The organism is Candidatus Babeliales bacterium (assembly GCA_036260945.1).
In the GTDB taxonomy this organism is placed as follows: domain Bacteria; phylum Babelota; class Babeliae; order Babelales; family JACPOV01; genus JACPOV01.
Genome location: DATALT010000002.1, coordinates 853636 through 876247, shown reverse-complemented (window position 1 = coordinate 876247; position 22612 = coordinate 853636). Strand labels below are relative to the sequence as shown.

The window sequence follows — 22612 nt, the reverse complement described above, 5'->3', positions numbered from 1 at the left end:
GAAAAACCCTCGATGTAAAAACTTGATGCTTTAATATTTATTGCGTAATTCGCGTTGCGATTCGCGCTTAAGATCTTTTTCTTTAATTGCTTCTCGTTTATCGCCCGCTTTTTTGTGTTTACCGATCCCCAAATCCACCTTAATGAGATTTTTTTCATTGAGATAAATTTTGAGCGCTAAAATAGTGACCCCTTTGCGAGAAATATCGCCCGCGATTCGATTAAGTTCCCGGCGATGAACCAGAAGTTTTCGTGAACGCGTTTTTGTTTCATCGTTTTTTAGATACGCCTGTGCATAGGGAGCAATAGTACAATTGATTAAAAAAAGTTCTCCACGATAAATTGTCGCATAAGCGCCGACGAGCGAAATGTGGCCTGCGCGAATAGATTTTACTTCGTCCCCAGTTAGTACAATTCCTGCTTCGATATGATCGAGAATTTCATAATCAAAAAAAGCTTTTTTATTTTGCGCTAAAATTTTCATAACGATATTCCGATTAATGCTTAGAGAAATACAACAAAAAGCGCTTAACAAATGGATAAGACACGCAACTAATAATAAAAGCTAAAATTGTTCCACCGACCAAAAAAGGCCATAAACTGGGTGTGGGTATTCCAAGTCGAGTTTGAAGCCATACCTCTATTGGCGCAAAAAGCACCGGATTTTTTGGCGGTGTTCGATGAAGAATTTTTTCAAACAGAAAGAGACCAAAATTGTAATTTGCTAACGATATGGGAATAACGGTCCAAATATTATTAATTATAAATGAGGCGGTCAGGGTAATCGATGCTTTGAGTGAAAAAAGATAAGAAAGAATAATCGCTAATATCGTTTGCAGCCCGAGAAAGGGTGACCATGCTACAAACATACCAACGCACCACGAGCGGGCGGCCAGCTGAGCTGATATCGAAGGAGTAACGGTCTGTTTAATAAATAGTAGAAAACGTTGTATCATGGTACGCTGCTAGAGTTCTTTTCACCTTGTAAACATTAGTATAAACTAAGAAAAAAAATAAAAATACACAATATAACTTAAGGAGCAATCATGAAAAAGGGATTTAGAACTTTTTTGTTGATGGTTCTTGCCGCTTCTGGCCTCTTTATAGTTTTTCCAACGATGCAGGTAAGCGCGGGTAGCCAGGCAACCAAACAGGTAACAATTTTTGGGTTTATTAGTAGTCCAAATGGCACTGAGGATCTTGGGGGATTGCCAGTGTGCTATAAGGGTGGGTTATATAGCGTTTCTGTTGATAAAGAGAGCGAAATTAGAAAAGCTGCGTTTGAAATTTACGAGGATGAAAAACCAAATCAAATACATATTCTTATCATGAGCTCTGAAGATCTAAAAATTCCTGATGCCAATCATATTGAGCATTTAGAGCTGGCGACTAAAGCTTCCTATAAGCTTTATAAATTGAGTAAATATACGGTTGATATGCCTCAAATCGATCCACTCGAACTTTTGCAAAACAAGAAGTCTATAGAATGGCGCGATTCATGGCGGGTGCAAGAAATTCGCTTTAAAGACGCCGAGATGACTGTTCCCGATAACACCGTTATTATTTTCATGAACCCTGAGTATGTCGATCGTCTTGATGTTCGCGAATGGGCAAGCGGGGGCACCAGCATTTATTTGCCCACCATTGCAATAAAAGACTCTGTTACCAAAGGAATGATCAGAGCGATGCGAGACCGTATGGTTATTGGGGGAATCAATCTTCGCTCATTTCACAAAAAACCGTTTAAGGCTATTGTGCAATGCGCCTCAAATAGACTTATCTCAATACCGTTCAATGCGCGTGGGTATAGCGCATAGGAAAAACTAATTTATATATAACGGAGGGAGCGCATGGCGGGACGATTGATTTTAGGGATAGAAACTTCGTGTGATGAAACAGCAGCAGCTGTATATTCAAGCGATGATGGCCTTCGTTCAAATGTTTTATATTCCCAAACGGAAATCCACAAAGAATACGGCGGCGTTATCCCTGAACTTGCATCTCGCTCTCATTTGGAGAAAATAAATAGCATTGTGCATCGCGCGCTTGAACATGGCGGCGTAACGCTTGATGCTATCGATGCGATTGCGGTAACGGTAAAACCAGGATTGCCCGGATCACTTCTTGTTGGGCTTTCGTTTGCAAAGGCGATTGCTTGGGCCAAAAAAAAACCGATCATCGGAATCGATCATCTTGAAGGACATATTTTTTCGTCATTTTTAGAAAAAACGTTGCCATTTCCCTATCTTTGTTTATCAGCATCGGGCGGGCATACGGCGCTCTATATTGTAAAAAATTTTGGTGAATTTCAGATAATTGGGCAAACGCTTGACGATGCAGCGGGCGAAGCGTTTGATAAAATCGCAAAATTAATGGGGCTTGGATATCCTGGGGGCCCTTTAATAGAAAAATATGCTCAAGAAATTTCGTTTCAAGATTTTTTTCATTATCCAAGCGGTAATCCACACACACTCGACTTTAGTTTTTCAGGATTAAAAACGGCAGTTCTTTACGATTTAGTAAAACGCGGCTGGTACGATTTACAATCAAAATCACTTTTGGCCACCATGAGTTCGGGAAACAAAAAGCAGGTTGCGAGTTCACTTCTTGTTTGTATTAATAAAATGTTTGAACAAAAGATTGAACTCGCGTTGAAAGAGTTTTCGTATGTGCGGGGTATTTCTTTTGTTGGTGGCGTCGCGTGTAATCGTTTCATAAAAGGCCAACTTGCGCAGTTAGCAATTAAACATAGTGTGCCATTTGCATCGCCCTCACCAGCATTCTGTACTGATAACGCAGCTATGATTGCATTCGTGGGAAATTATAAGGCTGAGCAAAATAAATTTGATACCTATTCTCTCGATATTTTTTAAGAAAAATAGATTTTCTTTTTTTGCAAAGTTGCTATTGAATCAAAAATAAAAGGCCATGGAATTCCATGGCCTCTATTAATCTTTTTGCAAGATTTATTCTCTATCGTTTTTTTAGAATCCTATACCGATGCCACCTGAGCCGACACCAACGCCAACGCCGTCAACGCCGACAGATACTCCGTCGTTACTAACGTAACCGCCATCGTCGTAATAAGTGCCGTAATCATCATAATCGTTGTAGTAACCAGGGCCACCATAAAAACCTATTCCGGTGCCGCCATAGAATCCTCTATCGTAACCACGACCATAACCACGACCGCCATATCCGCCCCAGTGACCGCCACCTCCACCAAAATGACCTCCGCCGCCGTGACCGCCGCCGCCTCTACCCTGCGCCATAGGAACCATGAGCACTAATGACAGGGTTATGAGTATTAATTTTTTTAACTTCATAATTCTCTCCTTAAAATAATCAAAGCCAGGTTTTTAAATCGTAGAGATCTAAAACTGAGGATTTAATCATTTAAAAATTATTACCAATTTAGATTTCTATTTATTGCCCCAGAAACACCTGTTTGGGTGTTGGTATTTACAACGCCCTGCCTATATCGAGAAGGGTTGTAGCCAGTAGGCTGGGTTGAGTTATTCGCAAAAGGCTTATTTCCATAATAACCTTCGGCGTTATATTTATCGTTATAATCGCCAGTTTGCCAATAGTTGCCGTTAGTCGGATTTGAATAGTTAGCAGACGAGCGGTATGAGCCCAACGCTGCTCTACCAGTTGCAGGGGTGTTATTTGCAGCTGGGCCGTATGATCGCCAACTGGCTTGTGCCACAGGTATTGCTAACGTGATTGAAAGCGCTATAAGCATAAGTTTTTGTATCTTCATATGCATCCTTTTTTATTCATTAAATAAGAGGCTCTACAATTTTTAGAGCCTCTTATTTAATCTTTGCATGACAAAATTATTAATTACTTAGGTAATAAAACTGTATCTACAACGTGTATAACACCGTTTGATGCATTTATATCAGCTTTGACTATTTGCGCGTCATCAACAAATACTTTGCCGTAGTTCGTCGCAAATTTTAACGAACCACCCTGAGCTGTTTTTGCGTTTCCAAGAGATAAAACCTGATTAGATAAGACTTTACCTGGAACCACGTGGTTTGAAAGTACTTCTATTAATTTAGTTTTGTCTTTAAGCAATGCATCAAGATCTGCTTTTGGAATTTTAGCAAAAGCTGCGTTTGTTGGGGCAAAGACAGTGAAAGGTCCTTTGCCAGACAATAATTCTACTAAACCTGCTGCCTTAAGTGCAGTAACTAATGTACTAAAGTTAGGGTCTGTAAGCGCGATCTGAACGATTGTTTTTTCTTTAACTGGCTCAGAGATGATGCCACCATGTCTATATCGCGTTTGAGCGCCATGTGTATAGTTCGTTTCTGTACTGTACACATTAGGATGTATATAGTTTTGATCAGCTATACTTGAAACTCCTGCGTTTGTATAACCAATTGCAGTTGTTCCAACGTTAGAACTAGTCGGATAAGCGGTAGGGTTTGTGTAAACGCGGTTACCATAATACGTAGTTGTTGTCCCGACTCCTGCTTGAGCAACTGGAACGACAACGAGAAGTGATAAGGCAAAGAATGCTATATTTTTTAACATCATATGTTCTCCTTTAAGAGTGTTTTTTGTTTTCTGTTCCACCCATTATTAACTATAAAAATGGAAGAACTTTTTTGGGGCGAATTGAGCAAGAAGTGGTTTAAAATTTTGAGTATACGATTCGCCCGACATTTTTTTGAGGCGATAACTCATTTGACCATTTCAATTTGTTCAAATTGCCTATAATCAATTACCAGAATAGCCTATCTTTAAGCGGAAAATCAATGCTATTTGAAAATATGGGAATGCGTATTTTTTTTGAAAAAAATTCTAAAAATTGGCTCAGTATAATTGCTCAATTTTATAGATGACAATTTTATATAATGTATATAATTAGTCTTTAATAAAGCCCAATTTGTTAATTATCTTGTCCCAAAATCCAGGCAACGGTTTTGTGCCATTATCTTCAATTTTAGATTTTTCAAAAGGAGGGGTTTGCGCGTTAAACCTCGGTTTCAATTCTGAAATACGAAATTCTTCATCTAGTGCGCAGATAAGTAATGAATCGTCTGCGTTAAAAACTACTTGATGGATTGGTGTTGGGCTAGCATAATCAATTCTTGCTATTATTTCGAGGTTAGTAGAATCAAGCAGAAAAGCTTTCCCGTGCGTGCTTCCTGCCGCCAATCTTTGATCGTCATTACTGAACGATAATGCAAGCACGTGCCCCAAAAGTTTGGTGGATTTCTTTTTCCAACTATGAGTATCCCATATAAAAAGTTCGCCACCGTGCGCTCCTGATGCCAATAGCGATCCTTCTTGATTAAATGCGAGGGATGTAACTGAGCCTGATGTATGATAAAGCGAATTTTTATTGTTTTTCTTATTATTAACGCGATCTAAACAAAAAATGCGGATTTGCAGATCATGGTACGATTCAGCTATCAATGATTTTTTATAAGAGAATGCACGCGGCTCATCGTATCCTTCATTATATGTTAAATTTCTTAGCGGGTAGTGCTGAGAAGGATTCCAAAAACTCAGGGTTGATTCGTCAAAATAGACCGTTTTGAAAAAATAATCAGGTACGTTAATGCTCGCCGTTGATACAACTTTTGATGCATCTTTATTTAAGCTAAGCAGCTCTCCCGTATTGTAGCGAGTAAGAAACGCGATGTATTTGGTATCATCACTGATTGTAAAGCAAAATGGATAGTTTTCTAATTTTATCGTTAACAGCTCTGGAAAAGAATATTCTCTTTTTCCATTTTTGAATTCTACCAATTCCAAGGCGTTGGCAACGCAGCATAAAATTGATGCCAAAGCAATTAAATTAATAAACATCGCAATTTTTAGCTTAAATATTTTTTCAGCAGTTCTTGTATGACCTTTGGATTTCCTTTGCCTTGCGTTTTTTGCATCGCAACGCCGACAAAGAAGCCAAATAATTTTTGTTGGCCCGCTTTGTATTGCGCCGTTTGTTCAGGATGAGCTGCGACCAGTTCTTTGATCATCGATTCAAGCTCTGCAGAAGCACCTACTTGTTCTAGCCCCAATTCTTTAACGAGTGCGGTAGGGTTTTTTCCAGATTGTGCGACGTGGATAAAAATTTCTTGCGCTGCACGATTATTAATCGTGCCTCTATCGATCAGAGAAACGAGCTCCGCTAATTTCTCAGGGGTTACTTTGCTCGCTTCTAATTCAATTTTTTCCTCTTTTAAATAACTTAAAAGATCGCGCAAGATCCAGTTGATAATCTGTTTGCTTGGATTGATCGAATATGCTTTTTCAAAATAATTGGCGAGTTCTGGTGCATCGACTAAAATCTCTGCTTCGTACGTAGAGAGATTTTTATCTCTCATGAGTCGCTCTAGTTTTTGTGCGGGAAGTTCAGGAAGAACAGCTTTGATAGCATCAATTCTTTTTTGATCGATAGCAACGATAGGCAAATCGGGCTCACTAAAATAGCGATAATCAGCAAGTTCTTCTTTGCTTCGCATCGGAACTGATTTACGTTCTTTTGTATCCCAAAGGCGCGTTTCTTGTTTTACGCGGCCACCATCTTCAAGCAATTCGATTTGGCGTTCGATTTCATATTCGATAGCATCGCCAATGAATTTAAACGAGTTAATATTTTTAAGCTCTACTTTGGTGCCCAGGTTTGGATCTTCTTTTTTGCGCACCGAAATGTTGGTATCGGCCCGAAATGCTCCCTCTTCCATGTTTCCGGTAGAAACGTTTAAATATTTCACGGTTTTATGGAGCATTTGCAGATATGCTCGCGCTTCATAGGCGCTGTTAATATCTGGGTAGCTGACGATTTCAAGAAGCGGAGTTCCTGCGCGATTTAGATCGACAAAGCTTTCGCCTGTTTGTGCATGAATATTTTTTCCTGCATCCTCTTCCATATGAATACGTATAAGACGAATATTTTTCTTGGTACCATCTTCTAGATGAATGGTAACGAATCCGTCTGTGCAAATAGGCAGATCGTTTTGGGTAATTTGAAAATCTTTTGGTAGATCTGGATAAAAATAATGTTTGCGATCAAATTTTGACTCGGGGCTAATAGCACAGTTGGTGGCAAGGCCGGTCATAATTGCGTATTCAACTACTTGAGCATTGAGGCGGGGTAAAGCTCCCGGTTGGCCTGAGCAGGTTTCGCAAATATTGATATTTGGCTCTGTTGCAAACCCATTTGAGCAGGTGCAGAAAATTTTACTTTTGGTGGTAAGCTGCACGTGAACTTCTATACCAATATCAACGCGGTAAGCAGGGTATGCATCAAGAACCGAAGTTTTGCCAGACACGGGTAATCCTTTGCCGAATGAGTCTTTTTATTTATCCCCAGAAAACCTCGGCTTTGAAGCCGTGGATGAATGCGTAAAATATTTTCCGGGGTCCCCGCAAACCACAGCCTTCGGGCTGTGTGTGGGGTTGGTTGAATCAGTATAACAAAAAAAGACCAATCGTAAAATTGACCTATACTATACCTTGCCTAAGTATTTCCTTTTGAATCTCTGCGAGAAGAATTGGCAATTCTTCCCATACAAAACTTTTTTAAATCTTCTCGCTTTTCGAGCAATCTCTCTTTTGTTGTTGGGATCAGAATCGAGGCTACTTCAAGTGCGCTATTGCATTCGATATAGATTTTAGTTATTTCTTTCTTTTCTTCTACAGAAAGGCTTTCTGTGAGATTCTCAAGGCTAGATGAGCGTTCAATATTTTTGGTAAATTTTTCCATTGCCCGAATCGAAAATGCGGTGAGCATTAATAGTATTATACCTATCTTTTTTTTCATAAAAACTCCATATGATCTCTACGTAATAATTTGTCATTAATGTTGTTTTTTATTGTTTAAAATTCTATCTTTTCCCGTTTTATAGGTCTTATAAAGCCTTTGTGCTTGAGAATCGAAGTTGGCAAAATCAATTTGTTGATCAAAATGTCTATCAATCAACAGTTGTAGATTGTTTGTGTACCATAGCTCCAAAGCATAAAATTGGCTTACTTGCGCGCTCCTATAGGTTCGTCCTTTAGTTTCGTCGAGGGGCGTTTCCATCCCATGTGCGGCTGTCACCGAATATCCAATAATAACGGCCAATATAATTTTTTTCATGGCTAAATATCCGATAGTTTTAAATTAAATTTACTAATCAGATTTTAAACAGAACGGTAAAGAGTGCAAGTAAAAGAAGTATTGGTCATTGAGATTGGGGAGTTGGCTCGGGATTTTTTCCGCTCAGTAAGAATTTATCAAGATCGGTTAGCTTAGACCATACCCGTAAACCAATTTCAGCATAGAGAGATTTTTGATTCCATTTTAGTGTTCGTACTATATTATTTTTACACATATCCCCGAGCGGCGATGAACCAATGCTTTCTTTTGATCTGGTATCCACAAAATGAATAGTGCCCGATGCTGCGACCGCTAGAAGATATTCGATTTCTGGGTGAAAGGCGATGGAGTTTATTTTTTCTGGAAATTCAAAAGTCGCACTCTCTCTACCATGCATTGCTAAGTCCCAGAGACGAACCGTTTTATCTGCAGAACCGGAAGCAAGTGAAAATTCACTTCGTGATAATGATAAGCTGGAGATCGGTTTTGAATGTTTTACTATTGTTTTTGTCGACGCAGTAAGTTTGCCAGGATTTTCAACTATTCGTATCTTGTTTCCTTTTGTATCGATCAACTTGCCCGCCGCAAGGAGCGCTAATTCAATATTAACCTCATTGGGGCTCAGTTCAGTAAACGTGCCCGCGTCGACATCCCACAAATAGAGGAGGCCGCCTTTTTCTTTGTTTGTAGTTGTTACGGTTGATCTATAAAGTGTTAAGAGTTTATTATTGTTGAGGCCTTTAACCGTAATGGGATAAGGTTTTTTTCCTTCAGAAATAAGTTCTGGACCAGAAACTCCCTGGGGAATTTCATAGGTGGAAGTATTGTAGTCGATTACTTTAAAATCTGTGCATTTGAGATGTTTTCCGGTGGGGACTTCTACAACGCAGACCGCGCTTTCAGGTTTCGTTATATAGGCAATATTTGTTGCACTGGCAAAAGTTGTATGCGTTTTCCAAGGCGCACCGTTCAAAGTGAGAAGTTCTTTGTCTTCGTCAAGATCATGAATCGCAAAAACACCCTGCGCGGGATACGTAATTGCGTAGGCCTTGGAGGATAGCTCAGAAAAGCTTCGGGTTAGTTGTTGCTTTTTTGAGGTATATGGTTTGATAACCGGCTCTTGAATTGCGATCTTTGGCGCACTAACTGATCTGCGGAATGGATCGTGCCTTTTCATCATTTTCTCGAAAGAATTCTCAGTTATTTGAGTCATTGAAGCGGGGTTCAACTCAGTAACTTCTTCTTTGGAATTGTTGTTATTATTGCTAGCCAAAGGCTGTTTTGGTGATTGTTCGAACGTTTTGTTACTGAACGGATCTTCCTCGAGGAGTTTTTTTAAATCGCGACAACTATTCGTTCGTCGCATCTCCGGTTTTTTTTCATTATGGATTTGGGAATAAGTAGGCAGCGCAATCACAGAACAAAATAAATAGCCGATTATTTTTTTTAAGTTCCCCATTTTTACTTACTCCCCATTTGCCACAATTACTTTATATGGAACTCCCCAATAGGCATCTCTTGATTGCTCATCAGTGTAATTTTAAGTCCCAACTCTTTTTCAAAAGCTAAAATAGCGTTGTATTCGATCGTCGTTATATAATCAAAAATTGTTGGATTGAAGGTTATTTCGACGTGTTTAGTGCCCCGCATTTTCTGTAATTTTTCTCGGATTTCGGAAAGAATTGCATAGCATTGCATTTGTGTCGATTTTACAAAACCAAGACCATGGCAGCAACTGCAAGCGCGCGTTAATTCTTGCAATAATGTTTTGCCAGAACGTTTACGCGTCATCTGCACAAGCCCGAATTCAGAAACTTTAAGGACGACCGATTGAAATTTATCACGCTCTTTGAGTGTTTTTTCCAAGAAGCGCATGAGTTTTTGTTGATTGCCTGAAGATGCCATATCGATAAAGTCGATAACGATCAAGCCACCAATATTGCGCAAACGCAGTTGGCGCACAACTTCTTCAGCCGCTTCCAGGTTTGTTTTGAGAATCGTATCTTCAAGGTTCGCTTTACCAATATATTTGCCTGTGTTTACATCGACTACCGTCATCGCTTCGGTGGTTTCAATAATGAGCGATCCGCCAGATCTGAGTGGTACTTTGTGCGAAAGTGCTTGTTCGATTTGTTTATCGATCTGATATTTTTCAAAAATATTTTGCGGGCCAGAATAGAGTTTTACTTTGTACATATATTCTGGGGCTATTTTTTTTACAAATTTGTACACATCCGCCTGTGTCTGCTTATCGTCAACGATAACTTCTTCGACATCATCATCAAGATGATCACGAATCATTCGTAATGGCAGCGGAAGATCTTCATGAATTTTTTGTTGCGGCTTGGCTTTTTGATATTCGTGCATAATCGTTTGCCAGATGTCGGTTAAATACTGAACATCTTGAACTATCTCTTTTTCTGTTCGATTTTGTGAAGTGGTGCGAATAATTGCGCCCATTCCCTCAGGAAGATTTTTCATTAAAATTTCTTTGAGTCGGATGCGTTCTTCCCGCTCTTCAATTTTTTTTGAGATAGCAATCCGCGGAATATTCGGCATTAAAACGATAAATCTGCCGGGCAACGTAAAGCAGGTGGTTAATTTGGCGCCTTTTTCATAGACCGGTTCTTTACTTACCTGAACCAAAATATGTTCGCCTTCTTTAAGAATCTTACCAATATCCATCGTTTGGCGGTGGTGTGATTCTCTCTGTTGCGGTCCATCATCAAGATCAACTGTTGAGCTCATTCTATCTATAGCGAGCTCCCGATCTATTTCGGAAATGTGAAGAAATCCCGCTTTTTCCTGCCCAATATCGACAAACGCGGTTTGGATTCCAGGTAGAATAGTCGTAACGACGCCTTTAAAATACGACTGTTCGAGCGTCGTACTTACTGGCGAAGAGAAGTAAATATTTTGCAGTTGTCCATCGCGCAGAATTGCAACTCGCGTCTGCCACGCGGCAACATTAATTATAATTTTTTTCATGAATCGTCCCCACCCTAAGGTGCTGGAAAAACGTGTTGTAAAATACCTTATAACCTTAAGTATACCGTATCCGATCGCCAAATAGTAGAAAAACTCGCGAAAACTAATAGAAAAGAGGAGAAAAATATGGTAAATTGCCCACCGTTGCTTGAGAAACATAACCCATTTTTGGTGATGGAGAGCCTATGCAAAAAAAGATATTACTATTCGTTACTCTTTTCATAATTGCCCTGTCCGGGTGCGGGAAAAAGAAAGTAAAACGGGAACATCCTGCAAATTTAGCAGCCGCAGTCGATATGCCGGTGCCATCTAAAGGGGGCCAGCCAAAAGTGAGCTTCTTTGATGAAGATCTAGGGGCATTTGAAGATGTAGAAACGCTCGTTTTAGATGAAGAAAATGCTCAAAAGGTTGAAAAGAGTGATGTTTTAGCGCTTGATGAGCCTGATCAAAGTGATGAAGATGTTCTTGTTGTTTATTTTGATTACGATAGTGCAAAAGTGCGAGACGATCAAAAAGCGAAACTTGCTTCAGTAAAAAAACAGGTGGATGAATGGGTTGATGAAGGAAAAAAAGTTGTAGTTAAAGGGCATTCATGCACTTGGCACGGCACAAAAGATTATAACTTAGCGCTTTCAAATCAACGCGCGAGTGATTTAGCTCAAACGTTGGTGGGCGATTCGGCTAAAGGGAATATTAAAGTATTTGGCGTAGGCAACGAAGAACTTGCTGCCTTCGAAAATACCTTTGAAGGGCAGGCGCCAAATCGCCGTGTAGAAATTTATGCGATTAATGCCTAGTTGATTTTATTTAGATTTCTAAAAGGCTCGGTCCAACCGAGCCTTTATTCTTTATATAAGGCTCAATCTATTCAGGAATATTTATAAGTGGACTATAAGCTTTGTCTTGTTGTTTCAAGTTGACATTTTTCGCCAAAATAGTACTCTATTAAAAGTACCTTTAAATGGAGAAATCATGATAAAACAATTAACAATTACTATGCTTATAGTGCTGGGTTCGTTCAATGTCCTATCAATGGATCATAAGAAACCAGTTTTTGCATTTTCTACGGAAGTAATCAGCGGTAATGGTGTAAACCTGGGCGCTGTTGGTAATATTCAAAAGCTTGCAACCGAAACAATTCCGCAAGCTAGCTCAATTATCGCAAATCACCCCAAGATGCTTTTCCATGCGTATAAAATTACTCAAATGGGTGTCGATATTGCAAAAACGACAGATAAAACAAAACAGGGGATTGGTAACTTAGTTGATGAGCTAAATCGTCAATTAACTGATCAAAAGATTGGAACCTTCTCAGATGCTGAAAAGAAAGTCATCATGAAGTTTGCAGTCAAACCGACTCCAAAACAAGAATCGATTGAAAAAATACAAGAAACGAGAAAAATTACACCTGTTCTTTTCGCAACCAATCAAGATCTGGCAGAACATACTTTGTATCGTGAATTGATGGCAGAACAAGGAACTGATATTGCAAAATCATTCGATGGCATTGTTTCGACACCTCTTTATAGCACTCTTCCAGCGCAAACAACAACTACTTCATATCATCAATTTAATAATAGTTGGTATTTGGCTCTGGGCAGAAATCCATCGGCTGAATTCACTGCAACGGTACGTGCAATGGCGAATACGGCCCAGCAAGGAGCGCCAGTTTATCTTTTTTCAAGTAGACCAGAAATAATTGATGGTTTGAAAAATAATCAGCAGGAAATAACGCCGATATTATTTGTCGATGCAAAAGCAATGGGCGATTTGATCGCAGACAAATTGCAGAATTTCAATCAAGATATGCTGGACTAAATTTTAAAAAAACCTTCCCGGACAAAAAAAGCTCACGAAAATTCCGTGGGCTTTTTTTATTTGAACGCTCTAATTCTGACCGCCACCCTTCGATACAATTTTTAACAAAAGTTAAAAATCACTCAGGGCGAGGGGGGTGAAATCTATACATAAACTGTAATCTCTGTGCGCTCGTGGTGAGTGTTTTGCAAACGTCAGTGAGCAAAATGTATCGAACCATGCGCATTATCTAAAACAATTCTTGAATCATCGTATCAATTTGTTTAGCACTTACTTGCGGCGCCATTGCGCGGTAAAACACTTCATCATATTCGCGAGTTTGCACAACGACCGGCATCGCGACCGCATGGCCAACAATCATAGCCTGCTTTTTGGTGTCGAGCGACGCTAAGATACCACGCAAATGATGCGCATTTGAAATGCCAGTAAGCACTGCTTGAATATCTTTATCGTCGTTAAGCTGCGCAATAATTTTGGTGCCAATTTGAGAAATAATTTCTGGATCGATGCCGGATGGCCGTTGATCAACAACTAAAAGCGAAACATAATATTTGCGCATTTCTCGCGCGATGGTTCCAAAAATAGTTTGGCGCGCTGCATGCGGATTTAAAAATTTGTGCGCTTCTTCAATCGTTATCATTAATTTTTTCGGTTCATCTTCAGCTCGCTGACTTGCTAAAAATTTTTCTGTTTTTTCAATATATTCACTATGAATGCGGCGCGTGATCATGTTTGCAAGCAACAGATAACAAAGGCTCGAAGTGAAATTACCAAATTCGATGATAACCGAAATCCCTTTGGTTAAATATTCAATAAGTTGATCAATTGATGAGCCTTCACGAAAATTGCCGCCTGCAGCATGCCTAAAAAACGGAAACCGTTCGATGCGTTTTAATTTTCTATAAAGAGCAGCGATTGATTCAGGATGTCCCCCAATTTCTGCAGCAAATTCTTTTAACCGATCACCTTGTGCTAAAAGAACACCGAGCCATTCATGTTTGTGTCGTGCGGCAATCAGGTGCGCCGCTTCAACGGCGGTGCTATGCAAATTGAGTTCTTCTTGGAGCGCTAAAATATCTTCAACATGCACTGCGCTATACGGTAAGCTAATTTCTACATCAGGTGTTGCGCCGCGTCTGCGCGTCGATTGTGGATCGAGAGAAAAAAGTGCGACTTTCGAAGGAAAAAGTGTTTTTAAACCCTTAACAAATGAATGTGATCCTTCTTTTCGTGCTTGTAAGCCATATTCACTGTGCATATCAAAAATTAAATTGACCGCTTGATCTTGTTTAACTAATCCAGCAAGCACGAGCCGCGTTAAAAATGTTTTTCCCGTTCCTGTTTTTCCAAAAATCCCATTACTGCGCTCTGTAAGCCGTTCGAGATTGATGCAAACGGGCGTTTCCATATCAAGAGGGCAGCCAATATTAAAATAGGGAGTTTTGGTATCGTTTTCATCGCCAAATATTAAAGCAATATCTTTTTTGTCTGCTTCAAAAATTGGCGCAAAATGTGGGGGGATTGTTTTTACCGGAATTACGCGCTGTTCTTTGGTCATCATGAGCATCGGTTTAACGGAAGCGGTCGCATAAATATCTTTTTTGGCAAGAATCTTTGCAAGCAATTTTTCTTTTTCGCTTGGGGGAAAAAGTAAAATATCAGGATGTGTGACGGCGAGTGAAAGATCGGTAATTAACGAAAAAAAAGTGTGATGATCGCCTGCGATGCACACAAATTTTCCAGCTTTAATCTCTTCAAGATGCGCTGCGTTCGTGATGCGCATCACGAATCCCTCAGTTAACGATCCCGAGATAATATAGCCCAATTTGTTTTTCATTCGCTCTTCCTGAGTGATTTTTAATTTACGAAAGATTGTATCGAAGGATTATTCATTTAATAATAAGAATGCGGCTGTTCTGGTGATTTCTAGAATGCCACCCGGTGTGCAAAAAGTTTCCTGCTTACCATTTTTTAAACATACGGTGAGTGGTTGATTTGGCGAGACTAGAACGATCATCGGTGCATGGCCTCGCTGAATGATAAAATTTCCGTTAGGAGTATTTACTTCAAGCCAAGAGATCGCAAGCTCTTTTTTTTCGCGTGGACTGATAATCGTGAAATCCATTTACGCCTCAAGCGCTAGTTGTTTTGCTTTTTTTTGCGCATCTTCCAGCGTGCCAACCATATAAAACGCTTGCTCAGGCAAATGATCGTAATGCCCATTGATGATGTGCTCAAAGTCATCGAGCGTTTTGCTCAGTGGAACGTACGCCCCTTGCATGCCAGTAAAAGATTCGGCGACAAAAAACGGCTGAGTTAAAAATTTCTGAATTTTTTTTGCGCGTTGAACGAGCAATTTATCGTCATCGGCAAGTTCATCCATGCCTAAAATTGCAATAATATCTTGCAAATCTTTATAGCGCTGCAAAATGGTTTGCACATTTCGCGCTATCGTATAATGCCGCGGGCCCACAATATGAGGATCCAGCGCTTTTGAGTTTGATTGAAGCGGATCGATAGCAGGATACAATCCGAGCTCAACTAATTTTCGTGAAAGTACGGTGCTAGCATCAAGATGCATAAAGGTAGTAGCCGGAGCCGGATCGGTAATATCGTCCGCCGGAACATAAACCGCTTGGATTGAAGTGATTGAACCGTTTACAGTGTTTGCAATTCGTTCTTGAAATGCGCCCATTTCAGAAGCGAGTGTTGGCTGATAACCAACTGCTGATGGTAATCTACCTAAAAGAGAAGAAACTTCAGATCCTGCTTGGACAAGTCGGAAAATATTATCAACAAAAAAGAGAACATCTTTATGCTCATTGTCGCGGAAATATTCGGCCATCGTAAGGCCCGATAATCCGACGCGAAAGCGTGCACCTGGCAGTTCGCCCATCTGGCCAAAAACAAGAGTGGTTTTATCAAGAACCCCGGACTGTTTCATCTCGAGCCAGAGTTCGTTTCCTTCTCGGGTTCGTTCCCCGATACCGGTGAAAACTGAAACCCCGCCATGCTCAACTGCTATATTGCGAATGAGTTCCATAACAATAATTGTTTTTCCAACACCCGCACCACCAAAAAGGCCAATTTTTGAACCTTTAAGATAAGGGCAAAGAAGATCGATTATTTTGATGCCAGTTTCTTGGATTTCGTTTGTAATTTTTTGTTCAGTTAATGGCGGTGGATCACGGTGAATGGCCCATTTTTCTGAAGGGGGCACAGGGCCTTTCCCATCAATCGGCTCACCCAGAACATTAAATACGCGGCCTAGATTGCTGGGCCCTACCGGTACTTCAATTGGGTTTCCCGTATCGATAACGGTGAGCCCGCGTTGAATATTTGCGATATTTTCAAGTGCTATACACCGAACAATACCATCCCCTAAGTGTTGAACGACTTCAACCGACGCAGTAGTTTGACCGCGGTTATTATCGGATGGCAGCTTAATCTTAAGTTCGTTTAAAATATGCGGGGTGTGCTCTTGGGGGAATTGAGCATCAATGATCGTATTAGTAACGCGTAAAACGGTACCCCGTTGTTGGGCTTTTGTTTCTAGTTTTTCGGTAGCCATGAAGCTCCTTGCTGCAACGCATGAAAACACTGTTTTTTATAATTATCAGGCTAGTTGAATGCAGATCAGTTGTAAAGATACAGGCAGGAAAACATTTATGACAAAATGGGGAGCTCTGTCTGCATAAAATAATGAATGTATTGAACGCGGAAACGCAAAAAATTTAAACTAGTTTTGAATTCAAAAAAAATGAGGGGGTTTATGAAAAGAATAGTAAGAATAAGTCTATTGGCGCACCTGTTTATTAATGGGGCATACGTAGACATTTACGCTGATGTTAAAATTAAATTAAAAAATGCTCGGAGCATTTATATTCCAAATGAAGTCTTTACCAAGCTAAGAATATATTCTCCTACTATTAATAACATTGCTCAAGAAATTGAGGAAACTGATATTAATCATCAAATTAACGAATTACCCTTGCCTGACGTCGATGAAAGCTTATTTAGGTTTGTACTTGATGCACTTAATGTCATAATATCTGAAGAAAAATTAGGCCCAAAGTTACTAAAATATCTAGAACTGAATGGTGAGCTTCAATTTAAAAAACTCATAGCAGTAATACAATATTTGGACATTCATGAAATAGCGGCTGAACTAAAGAATTTAATAAAGAGAGAAGAAATCTGTTTTCCCGCAATTAAAAGAAAAGAATCTATAGAAAGCGAGCCTTTAGAAAAAAAATTAAAAGCAGATGAATCGTTCAGCCTTATAATGCCAGCTTCTTATAATGATAGAAAACCAATTATTAATATTCTTAAAAATTCTGATGTACTTAAGAATAGCATTCTTGTGATGAACCCAAAGCTTAAAACTATTGAAGCGATCGATGCTGGAACAGAAATAAAAGTCGCGATTACGAAATCGCAATGGGACTCTCTTTTGGATCTAGCAAAAAAAAGTGACTTGTCAGATGAAAAAAATCTTTCGCAGGTAATCGTGGCTGAAAAAATTAGCGGCAAAGAGTTACTGGAGCTTATACATATATCAAATTATTTAGATATTCCTGCGTTAATGAGCTCGGTGCAAAACGTGTATCTTAACTCAATGTTTCCCTCTGTCGTTACGCAGCAAGATTTAAATCAGGCGCTCCAATCGATGGCAGTTTTTGACGATATTCCATTAGATATTTTGGAAATTTTTAAGAATAGGATAATCAGAGAGGATTTATTTAAAGAATTTCATTGGTCGGGTCCTATCGCAATTAAGACAAATGAAGCAGTACACGCTTTGGCTTTCTCTTCTAACGGCAACACACTTGCAATCAGTTTGCAACAAACAGCCACGAACACGTCGAGCGTAATGTTATTTGATTTTTCGACAAAGACTTCAAGACGAGAGGTGTGGGCTAGTCCGGCCCCAACCAATTTACTCTTTAGTGAGGATGGCGCGTTCCTGGTGGGGACTTCAAATGTGTCTAGTAGGGCTATTATGGTCAATTTAAAAAATAAAGAATTTCCGCTCAGATTTATTAAAAAATATTCAGGATGCGGAGCTTTTAGCAATACAGGAAGCTTGTTCGCGTATGTAAATACGGGAAATAAAATCACCATCTATAATCCAATAACGGATCAACTTCAGGTATTGGATAGGGTTATTCATGAAGTGGCTTCAAGCATAGCTTTTTCACCTGATGATCAGTTTCTGGCAGTTGGCCTTATAACTGGAGAGATATTAATAATTGATCCTAGAGTAAAAAGTGACATGAAAAAAATGGCAATCGCTGATAAAACTATTATTCGTGCCATTTCTTTTTTGAAAGAAAATCAAATTCTAGTGAAGTCTTTTCAGGAGGGTGTTTATATATTTGATTATCAAGAAGGAAAACAACTTAAAAAGGCTTCGCTAGGTTATCGAGAAAAGGAAGTCTTGTTTTGGCAAACGGGGGTTGTTTGGAATGATGCGGTCACAAAAATAGTTGGGGATTTTTATTCTGAGCTGCGAATTTGGGGACTGCCAGGGTTTAATGATCAACAAATTATCAAATTAGGCACGTGGGAATGGCCGTCATGGCGGGGGCAATCTTCTGCTACTTGGCTAGCATTCAGCAAAGACGGGAACCGCCTTGGCATGATTTATAAAACTGGCGTTCTTCTTTGGCAAAACATCGATGAGCAATTAAAAAATTTGTCATTTGAGCAGGCCTATTTGATCGCACTTTTGAAAAAGTATCAGATTGATGCTAAGAAAGAATTTATAGGAACGACTCAGTTACCAGAAAATGTAAAATCAATAATCGATTCGTTACCAAAAGATGTAAAAGAGACGGTTATTCTGAAAAGTTCTCATGTTAATAATTGATGAAAACGAAAACTACGAACTCTGGAGTTGAAATGTTAAAACGAATTATTGCAGCATCGTGTGTATTATTTTTGATTGGTAGCTGCCCGCCAGATCAAATTCTGGTGAGGCTTAAAGGGGATGTTCAGACAACGATCAACAAGAATACACTTCTTTTTCTAGCAACCAAATCTCAAACATTGCGTGAATTGATTGAAGAAATTCGTCAGCAAGGCGAGTTACAAGAAATTATTTTACCAGATATTCAAGAGCATGCGTTTCGCTATTTAGTAAGTATTGCGAATGAAAAAAATTTATTAGATGCAAATTTTAAAGATATCCTTGAGCATGCCCAGCATCAAATGGGAGCACAATTTGAAAGTGTGCTTGATATGCTCAATTATCTGGATATTCCACTACCTACACAATTTAAAGAACTCTATAAAAAAATACTTGCAAAACGTAAAGAAAACGAGCAAGAGGAAAGAAGCGTAAAGCGAGTAAGAAAAGAGGAAGTTAAACAAGAATTGCTCAGTGTAAAAATTCCCCAAGATACTCAAGCAATATTTTCGATCATTAATGCGTCCCCATTTTTAAAGGACCATGTCCTGATGATCCATAGCGTTTTGCCTGAAGAGTTACAGGTAGGGACAGAAATAATTGTCGGCAATATTACAAAGGTTGACTGGGAAATGCTCGTTTCGTTGGCTAATGAAATGAAAGCAGAAGGAAATGACATTGGCAATCAAGAAAAACTCAATGAGTTATTCAAAAAAAAGAGTCTTAGCTTTCATCAATTAGCAAAATATCTTCAGTTGGCCGATTATTTGAATATTGAATCATTAAGTAGTGCTGCAGAAAAAAATATAGGGGCTAAACTTCAGCAATTTTTAGAAGCAAATAAAGATAATCCAGTTGAGACACTAAAAGAAATTGATAGTGCTATTCCCACGACTATTCAGCCATCAATAGTGCGGAGAATGATAAGTGAAAATAAATTCCTTAGTTCTTTTGGATGGCGTTCTAAACAATATGAACTCAAAAAGATACTCCCCAATGAAAGCATAAGAAATTATTGTTTTGCCTTTTCAAATGGAAATGGCCTTCCAATAGCTTTCATTGCAGGATACGGTAATAGTGCGATTATTTATTTTGAAAGAGATAAACCGAAAATTACCAAGTTCGAGTTGGAGGTTAAAGCGTGCTCTTTTAACCCTGAAGGCACTAAGCTATTCATACTCTCCTCAAAGGGGTTAGATATCGTGGATGTTCTCGGGCGGAAAAATGAAGCGAATATAGCATTGGATACATTAGGTATTAATATAGACGTTCTTGAAAATCCAGGCACTTCATTTGCGTTTACCGAAGATGAACATGTAGTAATAATGCGCACTCCTGCGGGCTTTATACAAAAAATAAATTTTCAAAATGCAAAGAACCCTGAAATCAAAGAGTTGGCTTCAAATGCTGGGTATTATGCAAACATAGCATATGATATGACAACCAAATTAATTGCTTATTATTCACCCTACAAAATTATATTTACAGATCTCGAAGGCAACGTGCAGAAAAAATTGGATGCAGGATCTACAGGTATCGATCGACTTTGGTTCAATCGCGCAGGTAATCTTATCATAAAGATTGGCGATGAATTGCGTATATTCGATGGCGGGATTAAGGATATAACTGAAAAAAAATATAAAGTATTTCCGCTTCGTAAACAATCTCTTATTGGTTTCGATCCAGAGACGCAAAATATAATTCTCTTCAATAAGGATTCAGGTATTGGAATAATAAATATTGAGACTCGAGAATCTATTACTACTATTCATACCAAATCTATTTTTTTGGCGGCGGTCGCGCGCAACGATAGCAACGCTTTGATTGCACGGTTCAAGGAGGAAATCTCTGTAGGGGAAAATCCATATCGTTCGATAATCAATAGCTTATCGCTTACGCAACTTAGCACATTCCTTCTCGTGGCTCGACTTGCTACGGAACATAAAAAATTATTTGATACGTTTCCAGATTTGAATAGGTACTTTCAAGATTTACCTGAAGAGTTGAAAAAAGAAATGACTAACAAATTAAAAATTAAGTGATTAGCGCATAGATAGAATTTATGTGGATTGCTGTGTGCATTTCTAGAAGGTATATTTAGATTGAAAAACTTTTTAGAAAAAATTTCGCGGGTAAATCGTCATGGCTATTACACTCCTTATTGCAACGCGCAATCCGGGCAAATTTCATAAGATTTCACGCAGATTGAGTGATCATGTGCGCGTAGTTTCGCTAAATGAACTGGGCATCGAAGACGATGTTGAAGAAACTGGTGCTACGTATGAAGAAAACGCGGCATTAAAAGCATACCATTACGCAGAGCGCTTCAATATGCTGACTCTCGCAGACGATGGTGGATTACGCATCGATGCGTTGCAGGGTGCGCCAGGATTATATTCTGCCCGTTTTGCTGGCAAAGGTGCAACTGATGAACAAAAAATCGAAAAGATTTTGACTTTGATGGAGCACGTGCCAGATAATCAGCGTTCTGCAGCATTCAACGTAGTGTTAGCGTTGGCAAAACCAAATGGTGAAATCTCATATTATCACGGCGAACTCAACGGCGTTATTACGCGTAAACCGCGCGGAAAATTATTAAGGGGAATGCCATATCGCACTATTTTTTTTGTGCCTGAATATGGAAAAACGCTTGCTGAGATTGATGCGCTCAATATTAAAATTACTGATCATCGAGATAAAGCAATAGGAAAATTACGTGCCGAGTTTAATTTAGGCTGAATTTTTGAATAATTTGAGTAGCTGCATGTACTTTACGCTCTAATGCGTGCTGCGTCAGCAACCCCTCTTTTGCATCATGATGCAAAAGAACGCTTCCACTATTGATCATGCCGTTCATAAGCGCTAGCTCAACAGATTTACCTTGCATAATTGATGCGACAAAGCACGAACCAAATGAATCACCAGCGCCAACCGTGTTGATGACATCTATTTTCAGTGCAGGATGAAAAAGAATTTCATTTTGAGTCGCGACGTACACTCCGTCCGCGCCATTGGTCACAACAACAATTTTGGGGCCTTGGGCGATGACCGTGGCGCAATAATCCAGAAGGCTAAAGCAAGAAGTACCATGCAACAGCGGGGGTAAATTATTTGTTTTTTGACCAATCGGTGAGCCAGATTTTAAATATTCTTTTGAAATCGTTCCCATAAAAAGTTCAGCTTCTTGTGCATTTAAAATCAAAATATCTATAGCATTAAGTGATTCAAAAAGAACCTTTGCACCGGTTCCTGCTTTCAGTTGGCTGCCGCCTGGATTTGTCGCTATTTTTACGCCAAGTTCACGCGCCTTGAGCGCTATTGGCAACAAAAGATGGGCTGCCGCATCGCTTAATGAAGTTATATACACGAGGTCAAATTGTTTCAGTATTGAAAGTGGCAGATGCTCCCGCCGCAAATTGGTGTTTGCGCCGCGAAACGATAAAATAGTTCGTTTTCCTCCTGCCGAAGGAATGATAAACGATCTGCCCGTTTGCGATTCATCGGTGGTATGAACATAGCTTGTGTTTACATTTTCTTGTTCAAGTTTTTGAATAATTGCATGCGCTGCAAGATCGTTGCCAATCAGGCAATTAATAAATGTTTGAAACCCGAGGCGAGAAAAAGAAACGGCGGAGTTGGTAGCTCCTCCGCCGGTAGAGTAGAGTATTGTGTCAAGTTCTATTTTAGTATCAACTTCCAGAGCAAGATAGGAAGTCCCTTTTAAGTTGAGTGTTTCAAGCTGTTTGGGCACAATGTAGATATCTTGCGTGGCGCCACCAATAGTTAACACTT

General features: G+C 39.4%; 22 protein-coding genes. 7 read left to right on the top strand and 15 right to left on the bottom strand.

What is annotated here, in order from left to right; genetic code table 11:
• Positions 1 to 30 precede the first annotated feature (30 nt).
• Together smpB and VHO47_05020 are read right to left on the bottom strand one after the other, a co-directional pair.
• Entirely contained in the window at positions 31 to 483 is a 453-nt protein-coding gene (smpB, locus tag VHO47_05025; protein HEX2978455.1) for an SsrA-binding protein SmpB, read from the bottom strand.
• A 13-nt stretch (positions 484 to 496) separates the two neighbouring features.
• Complete coding sequence (locus VHO47_05020) at positions 497 to 955, bottom strand: DUF2062 domain-containing protein (protein HEX2978454.1); 459 nt, start codon at positions 953 to 955, stop codon at positions 497 to 499.
• 90 nt (positions 956 to 1045) lie between these two features.
• On the opposite strand from VHO47_05020, the gene VHO47_05015 reads away from it, so the two are divergent.
• Positions 1046 to 1816 carry a hypothetical protein gene (locus VHO47_05015; GenBank protein HEX2978453.1) on the top strand — a complete coding sequence of 257 codons (771 nt, stop codon included), beginning with the start codon at positions 1046 to 1048 and terminating at the stop codon, positions 1814 to 1816.
• Between the two features lie 33 nt (positions 1817 to 1849).
• On the top strand, positions 1850 to 2872 hold the full coding sequence (gene tsaD, locus VHO47_05010) for a tRNA (adenosine(37)-N6)-threonylcarbamoyltransferase complex transferase subunit TsaD (protein ID HEX2978452.1): 1023 nt from the start codon (positions 1850 to 1852) through the stop codon (positions 2870 to 2872).
• A gap of 111 nt (positions 2873 to 2983) precedes the next feature.
• Here tsaD and VHO47_05005 read toward each other — a convergent pair whose 3' ends face one another.
• From VHO47_05005 to VHO47_04965, 9 genes are all read right to left on the bottom strand, one after another.
• A complete protein-coding gene (locus VHO47_05005; protein ID HEX2978451.1) occupies positions 2984 to 3325 on the bottom strand; it encodes a hypothetical protein in 342 nt (113 codons plus the stop codon).
• A gap of 80 nt (positions 3326 to 3405) precedes the next feature.
• The gene (locus VHO47_05000) at positions 3406 to 3762 is read right to left on the bottom strand and encodes a hypothetical protein (protein HEX2978450.1); all 357 of its coding nucleotides are present in this window, start codon (positions 3760 to 3762) and stop codon (positions 3406 to 3408) included.
• 83 nt (positions 3763 to 3845) lie between these two features.
• Entirely contained in the window at positions 3846 to 4547 is a 702-nt protein-coding gene (locus VHO47_04995; GenBank protein ID HEX2978449.1) for a fasciclin domain-containing protein, read from the bottom strand.
• Between the two features lie 330 nt (positions 4548 to 4877).
• Positions 4878 to 5828, bottom strand: a complete 951-nt coding sequence (locus VHO47_04990) for a hypothetical protein (GenBank protein HEX2978448.1) — start codon at positions 5826 to 5828, stop codon at positions 4878 to 4880.
• A gap of 8 nt (positions 5829 to 5836) precedes the next feature.
• A complete protein-coding gene (gatB, locus tag VHO47_04985) occupies positions 5837 to 7294 on the bottom strand; it encodes an Asp-tRNA(Asn)/Glu-tRNA(Gln) amidotransferase subunit GatB (GenBank protein ID HEX2978447.1) in 1458 nt (485 codons plus the stop codon).
• A gap of 188 nt (positions 7295 to 7482) precedes the next feature.
• Positions 7483 to 7785 (bottom strand): hypothetical protein, encoded by a 303-nt coding sequence (locus VHO47_04980; protein HEX2978446.1) that lies wholly within the window; start codon positions 7783 to 7785, stop codon positions 7483 to 7485.
• A gap of 36 nt (positions 7786 to 7821) precedes the next feature.
• Complete coding sequence (locus VHO47_04975; GenBank protein ID HEX2978445.1) at positions 7822 to 8103, bottom strand: hypothetical protein; 282 nt, start codon at positions 8101 to 8103, stop codon at positions 7822 to 7824.
• A gap of 85 nt (positions 8104 to 8188) precedes the next feature.
• A complete protein-coding gene (locus VHO47_04970; GenBank protein ID HEX2978444.1) occupies positions 8189 to 9562 on the bottom strand; it encodes a WD40 repeat domain-containing protein in 1374 nt (457 codons plus the stop codon).
• A 26-nt stretch (positions 9563 to 9588) separates the two neighbouring features.
• Positions 9589 to 11091 (bottom strand): Rne/Rng family ribonuclease, encoded by a 1503-nt coding sequence (locus VHO47_04965; GenBank protein ID HEX2978443.1) that lies wholly within the window; start codon positions 11089 to 11091, stop codon positions 9589 to 9591.
• 185 nt (positions 11092 to 11276) lie between these two features.
• On the opposite strand from VHO47_04965, the gene VHO47_04960 reads away from it, so the two are divergent.
• Both VHO47_04960 and VHO47_04955 read left to right on the top strand, forming a co-directional pair.
• Positions 11277 to 11888, top strand: a complete 612-nt coding sequence (locus VHO47_04960; GenBank protein HEX2978442.1) for an OmpA family protein — start codon at positions 11277 to 11279, stop codon at positions 11886 to 11888.
• A 175-nt stretch (positions 11889 to 12063) separates the two neighbouring features.
• Positions 12064 to 12909, top strand: a complete 846-nt coding sequence (locus tag VHO47_04955; GenBank protein HEX2978441.1) for a hypothetical protein — start codon at positions 12064 to 12066, stop codon at positions 12907 to 12909.
• A gap of 229 nt (positions 12910 to 13138) precedes the next feature.
• On the opposite strand, the gene VHO47_04950 is transcribed toward VHO47_04955, so the two are convergent.
• Genes VHO47_04950 through atpD form a run of 3 tightly spaced genes read right to left on the bottom strand, consistent with a single transcriptional unit; the run spans position 13139 to position 16480 of the window.
• Positions 13139 to 14746, bottom strand: coding sequence for an ATP-binding protein (locus VHO47_04950; protein ID HEX2978440.1), 1608 nt, complete (start codon positions 14744 to 14746; stop codon positions 13139 to 13141).
• A gap of 48 nt (positions 14747 to 14794) precedes the next feature.
• Positions 14795 to 15034, bottom strand: a complete 240-nt coding sequence (locus tag VHO47_04945; GenBank protein HEX2978439.1) for a hypothetical protein — start codon at positions 15032 to 15034, stop codon at positions 14795 to 14797.
• Positions 15035 to 16480 carry a F0F1 ATP synthase subunit beta gene (gene atpD / locus VHO47_04940; protein HEX2978438.1) on the bottom strand — a complete coding sequence of 482 codons (1446 nt, stop codon included), beginning with the start codon at positions 16478 to 16480 and terminating at the stop codon, positions 15035 to 15037. It lies immediately after the preceding gene.
• A 201-nt stretch (positions 16481 to 16681) separates the two neighbouring features.
• Between atpD and VHO47_04935 the strand changes: the two genes are divergently transcribed.
• From VHO47_04935 to VHO47_04925, 3 genes are all read left to right on the top strand, one after another.
• Positions 16682 to 18781 carry a WD40 repeat domain-containing protein gene (locus VHO47_04935; GenBank protein HEX2978437.1) on the top strand — a complete coding sequence of 700 codons (2100 nt, stop codon included), beginning with the start codon at positions 16682 to 16684 and terminating at the stop codon, positions 18779 to 18781.
• A gap of 32 nt (positions 18782 to 18813) precedes the next feature.
• The gene (locus VHO47_04930; GenBank protein HEX2978436.1) at positions 18814 to 20862 is read left to right on the top strand and encodes a hypothetical protein; all 2049 of its coding nucleotides are present in this window, start codon (positions 18814 to 18816) and stop codon (positions 20860 to 20862) included.
• A 100-nt stretch (positions 20863 to 20962) separates the two neighbouring features.
• On the top strand, positions 20963 to 21559 hold the full coding sequence (locus VHO47_04925) for a non-canonical purine NTP pyrophosphatase (GenBank protein ID HEX2978435.1): 597 nt from the start codon (positions 20963 to 20965) through the stop codon (positions 21557 to 21559).
• On the opposite strand, the gene VHO47_04920 is transcribed toward VHO47_04925, so the two are convergent.
• Positions 21546 to 22610, bottom strand: coding sequence for a carbohydrate kinase family protein (locus VHO47_04920; GenBank protein ID HEX2978434.1), 1065 nt, complete (start codon positions 22608 to 22610; stop codon positions 21546 to 21548). The two genes, VHO47_04925 and VHO47_04920, sit on opposite strands and share 14 nt — an antisense overlap.
• Between the last annotated feature and the right edge of the window lie 2 nt (positions 22611 to 22612).

Bases quoted from the DNA above. Each gene is read 5' to 3' on its own strand.
- smpB (HEX2978455.1), bottom strand. From the start codon at position 483: ATGAAAATTTTAGCGCAAAATAAAAAAGCTTTTTTTGATTATGAAATT.
- VHO47_05020 (HEX2978454.1), bottom strand. From the start codon at position 955: ATGATACAACGTTTTCTACTATTTATTAAACAGACCGTTACTCCTTCG.
- VHO47_05015 (HEX2978453.1), top strand. From the start codon at position 1,046: ATGAAAAAGGGATTTAGAACTTTTTTGTTGATGGTTCTTGCCGCTTCT.
- tsaD (HEX2978452.1), top strand. From the start codon at position 1,850: ATGGCGGGACGATTGATTTTAGGGATAGAAACTTCGTGTGATGAAACA.
- VHO47_05005 (HEX2978451.1), bottom strand. From the start codon at position 3,325: ATGAAGTTAAAAAAATTAATACTCATAACCCTGTCATTAGTGCTCATG.
- VHO47_05000 (HEX2978450.1), bottom strand. From the start codon at position 3,762: ATGAAGATACAAAAACTTATGCTTATAGCGCTTTCAATCACGTTAGCA.
- VHO47_04995 (HEX2978449.1), bottom strand. From the start codon at position 4,547: ATGATGTTAAAAAATATAGCATTCTTTGCCTTATCACTTCTCGTTGTC.
- VHO47_04990 (HEX2978448.1), bottom strand. From the start codon at position 5,828: ATGTTTATTAATTTAATTGCTTTGGCATCAATTTTATGCTGCGTTGCC.
- VHO47_04980 (HEX2978446.1), bottom strand. From the start codon at position 7,785: ATGAAAAAAAAGATAGGTATAATACTATTAATGCTCACCGCATTTTCG.
- VHO47_04975 (HEX2978445.1), bottom strand. From the start codon at position 8,103: ATGAAAAAAATTATATTGGCCGTTATTATTGGATATTCGGTGACAGCC.
- VHO47_04970 (HEX2978444.1), bottom strand. From the start codon at position 9,562: ATGGGGAACTTAAAAAAAATAATCGGCTATTTATTTTGTTCTGTGATT.
- VHO47_04965 (HEX2978443.1), bottom strand. From the start codon at position 11,091: ATGAAAAAAATTATAATTAATGTTGCCGCGTGGCAGACGCGAGTTGCA.
- VHO47_04960 (HEX2978442.1), top strand. From the start codon at position 11,277: ATGCAAAAAAAGATATTACTATTCGTTACTCTTTTCATAATTGCCCTG.
- VHO47_04955 (HEX2978441.1), top strand. From the start codon at position 12,064: ATGATAAAACAATTAACAATTACTATGCTTATAGTGCTGGGTTCGTTC.
- VHO47_04950 (HEX2978440.1), bottom strand. From the start codon at position 14,746: ATGAAAAACAAATTGGGCTATATTATCTCGGGATCGTTAACTGAGGGA.
- VHO47_04945 (HEX2978439.1), bottom strand. From the start codon at position 15,034: ATGGATTTCACGATTATCAGTCCACGCGAAAAAAAAGAGCTTGCGATC.
- atpD (HEX2978438.1), bottom strand. From the start codon at position 16,480: ATGGCTACCGAAAAACTAGAAACAAAAGCCCAACAACGGGGTACCGTT.
- VHO47_04935 (HEX2978437.1), top strand. From the start codon at position 16,682: ATGAAAAGAATAGTAAGAATAAGTCTATTGGCGCACCTGTTTATTAAT.
- VHO47_04930 (HEX2978436.1), top strand. From the start codon at position 18,814: ATGTTAAAACGAATTATTGCAGCATCGTGTGTATTATTTTTGATTGGT.
- VHO47_04925 (HEX2978435.1), top strand. From the start codon at position 20,963: ATGGCTATTACACTCCTTATTGCAACGCGCAATCCGGGCAAATTTCAT.